This is a genomic window from Polaribacter aquimarinus, from assembly GCF_003129485.1.
GTDB lineage: Bacteria > Bacteroidota > Bacteroidia > Flavobacteriales > Flavobacteriaceae > Polaribacter > Polaribacter aquimarinus.
In genome coordinates this window covers 1-2,405 of the sequence record NZ_QFFG01000012.1, presented here as the reverse complement: position 1 = coordinate 2,405, position 2,405 = coordinate 1, and the positions used below count along the sequence as shown (strand labels likewise).

Genomic DNA, 2,405 nt, shown 5'->3' with positions numbered 1-2,405 from the left:
TAAAAGTAGAAAAGAGAGAGGATTACCAATGTTGTCGAAGTATAAAGCTTCACCGTGTATATTAACCTTAATTCTCTCTTTTATTCTTTCTGATTATATATCAAAATTAGTAAAAGACAAACTTAAGCCGTGTATAATTAATTGCTTGGTTTTAGCCAATTTACGAAAGTCCTCGCGGACTTTCTATCTGTGTTTTATTTGCTAACTTTAGTGCTTAAAACACGCAACTAATCATACACAAACACGTTGTAACCAATTTGAGAAACCAAATGAAACTGAATAAAAATCGGAAATTATTATTAATTCTAATTGTCGGAATTTTATGTTTCTATGGTTTTAAAAATTACGCTGAAAAAGTAAAAGACAAAAATAGTATTGCTACCAGTATTTCTTCCATTTTTTTTGACTTTAATACGTTTGAATTGAAAGTGGACTCAAATCTGAACCTATCTGATTTTAAAGTTGTGAATAAAAATAGCGGAACGACAATTTTTGCAGAAGGAAAAAACCGAAAAGGAATTGATAATGATTATGGACACCGATTATTTGAATTGTATTATAAAGACCAAAAACTATATGAATTTGGACACTTTTCAACAAATAATTGGTACACATTTGACTATACTCTGAATTTAAATAAAATAAATAACCGAATCGAACCTGATTTGAAAATAATGAGAGGGGAAAATGAATCTTATAATGACTTTTTCTACAAAAAGTTTGAATATAATGAAAGTGGTAAACTATACAGAATTAGTTATTTAACTTTAGGAAAAGAAATTTATAACGTTAAAGAAATTAGCGAATAAAACTGGTTACAACAACATATATAATTTATTGCTGGTTCTAGCCTACTTACGAAAATCCTCGCGGATTTTCTTGGTTCGTGTTTTATTTACTAAATTCAGTGCTTGAAATACGCAACAAATCATATATAAAACCGTTGCCAGTAATTACCAAAAAAAATGAAAAAAGGAATTTTAATCTTTGTATTGATTTTTAAAAGTATCTTCTCTTTCTCGAATGAAAAAGACGAATTATTTGTAGTTTATAGTAAAGATTGTAATTATTCTAAAAAGCTAATTAACGAGACTTTTGAAAATTTAGCCATTAAGGAAAATCTGAAAAAGTATAGCCTTAAAAAACTGGAAATTAGTGAAGCCAAATCAATTATTGAAGAATATAAAATTGTTGAATTTCCAACTCAAATAATTAAGAAAAATGGAAAATTCTTTTTAGTGAAGGGGTTTCAGAATGTAGAACAACAAAACAAAATACTTTTAAATCCAAATAAATATCAAAAAAACAAACCACTTTCGTTTATGGCACAAATGTTTATATGTTCTTATGTAAAAAATCTGTCTACATTTGAAAAGATTATAAGTAAAGTAAAATATGTTGCTGAAAAAGAAGGTTTTAAAGTTGGCAATATATACAAATTTATTTCAGACAGACAAAACGAAATTATCTGTAAAAATACAAAGCATGTAAAATTAAGAGATAAAGCGCCATTATTTAAGTTTGCGATAGATACTGGAAACTATGCTTTTGTAGAAGATCTCATCGATCATGATGAAGATGGTAAGTGTAACCCTAATATCGATTATCAACAAAAAGAAGTTTTACCTAATGGAGAAGAAGAGGATTTGTTAGGCTTTTTAAATAAGCTTATTTACAACGTGGAGAATAATGGCTTTGATGCTGCTCACAAAAAGAGTGATTTAGTTCATATCAGAAGATTACTAGTGAGGTGTTACAAGTAAATGAGACTTCTCTTTCTTTTATATTCAACTATTGCTTACTCAGTATGTCCAATAAACGATATAATGCTATCTTCGCCAAATAACAGCTTTGTGAAGTTTGTTGAGCGATGTGAAATGAATAATCTGAATAACAAAGATCAATCAGATAAATATAAAGAAATGACAGCAGAGGATGGCCTAGGGTCTAAAAATCTAAATGAATTTTGTGAATGCAAAGAAAAATATAGTGATAACAAAACAAAAAAAGAGCGAAAAAAAGCTCATGATAAAGTCTTAGCAAAGCAATTTCACAGTGACAGCTTAAAAGCAGTAAACTCTATTATAAATGACTTATCGCTTTTAAAAAGCCTTGGTGCTGACTCAAAAAGCTTTGATAGGCTTAAAAATGTATGCTCGATTGAAAAAGACTTAAAAGAGAAACTAGGATATCTGGTAAAAAAAAGATTATTAAAATAACAAAAAAGGTATTTAATTTTAGTGGGAATTGTCAATAAGTAGGAATAACAAACTACTGGCAACAAAGAACTGAGTTAAAAAACAAATAAATTCTTCGTTAAATTTTTACAATATTTTTCTAGGCTCAAAAATCTATTCATTCGTTTTTTGAGCTTTTATTTTTTTATTTAATATGCTATTTAGGTA

At 27.9% G+C, this 2,405-nt stretch carries 3 protein-coding genes; all 3 read left to right on the top strand.

The genetic code is table 11. From position 1 onward, the window contains the following. The first annotated feature begins 269 nt into the window (after nucleotides 1–269). The 3 genes from DIS07_RS14905 (at nucleotide 270) to DIS07_RS14895 (ending at nucleotide 2,219) form a co-directional block, all read left to right on the top strand. On the top strand, nucleotides 270–809 hold the full coding sequence (locus tag DIS07_RS14905) for a hypothetical protein (protein WP_109406065.1): 540 nt from the start codon (nucleotides 270–272) through the stop codon (nucleotides 807–809). A gap of 156 nt (nucleotides 810–965) precedes the next feature. Then, nucleotides 966–1,763, top strand: coding sequence for a thioredoxin domain-containing protein (locus DIS07_RS14900; protein WP_109406064.1), 798 nt, complete (start codon nucleotides 966–968; stop codon nucleotides 1,761–1,763). Nucleotides 1,764–1,826: 63 nt separating this feature from the next. Beyond that, nucleotides 1,827–2,219, top strand: coding sequence for a hypothetical protein (locus DIS07_RS14895; protein WP_146190749.1), 393 nt, complete (start codon nucleotides 1,827–1,829; stop codon nucleotides 2,217–2,219). Nucleotides 2,220–2,405 lie beyond the last annotated feature (186 nt).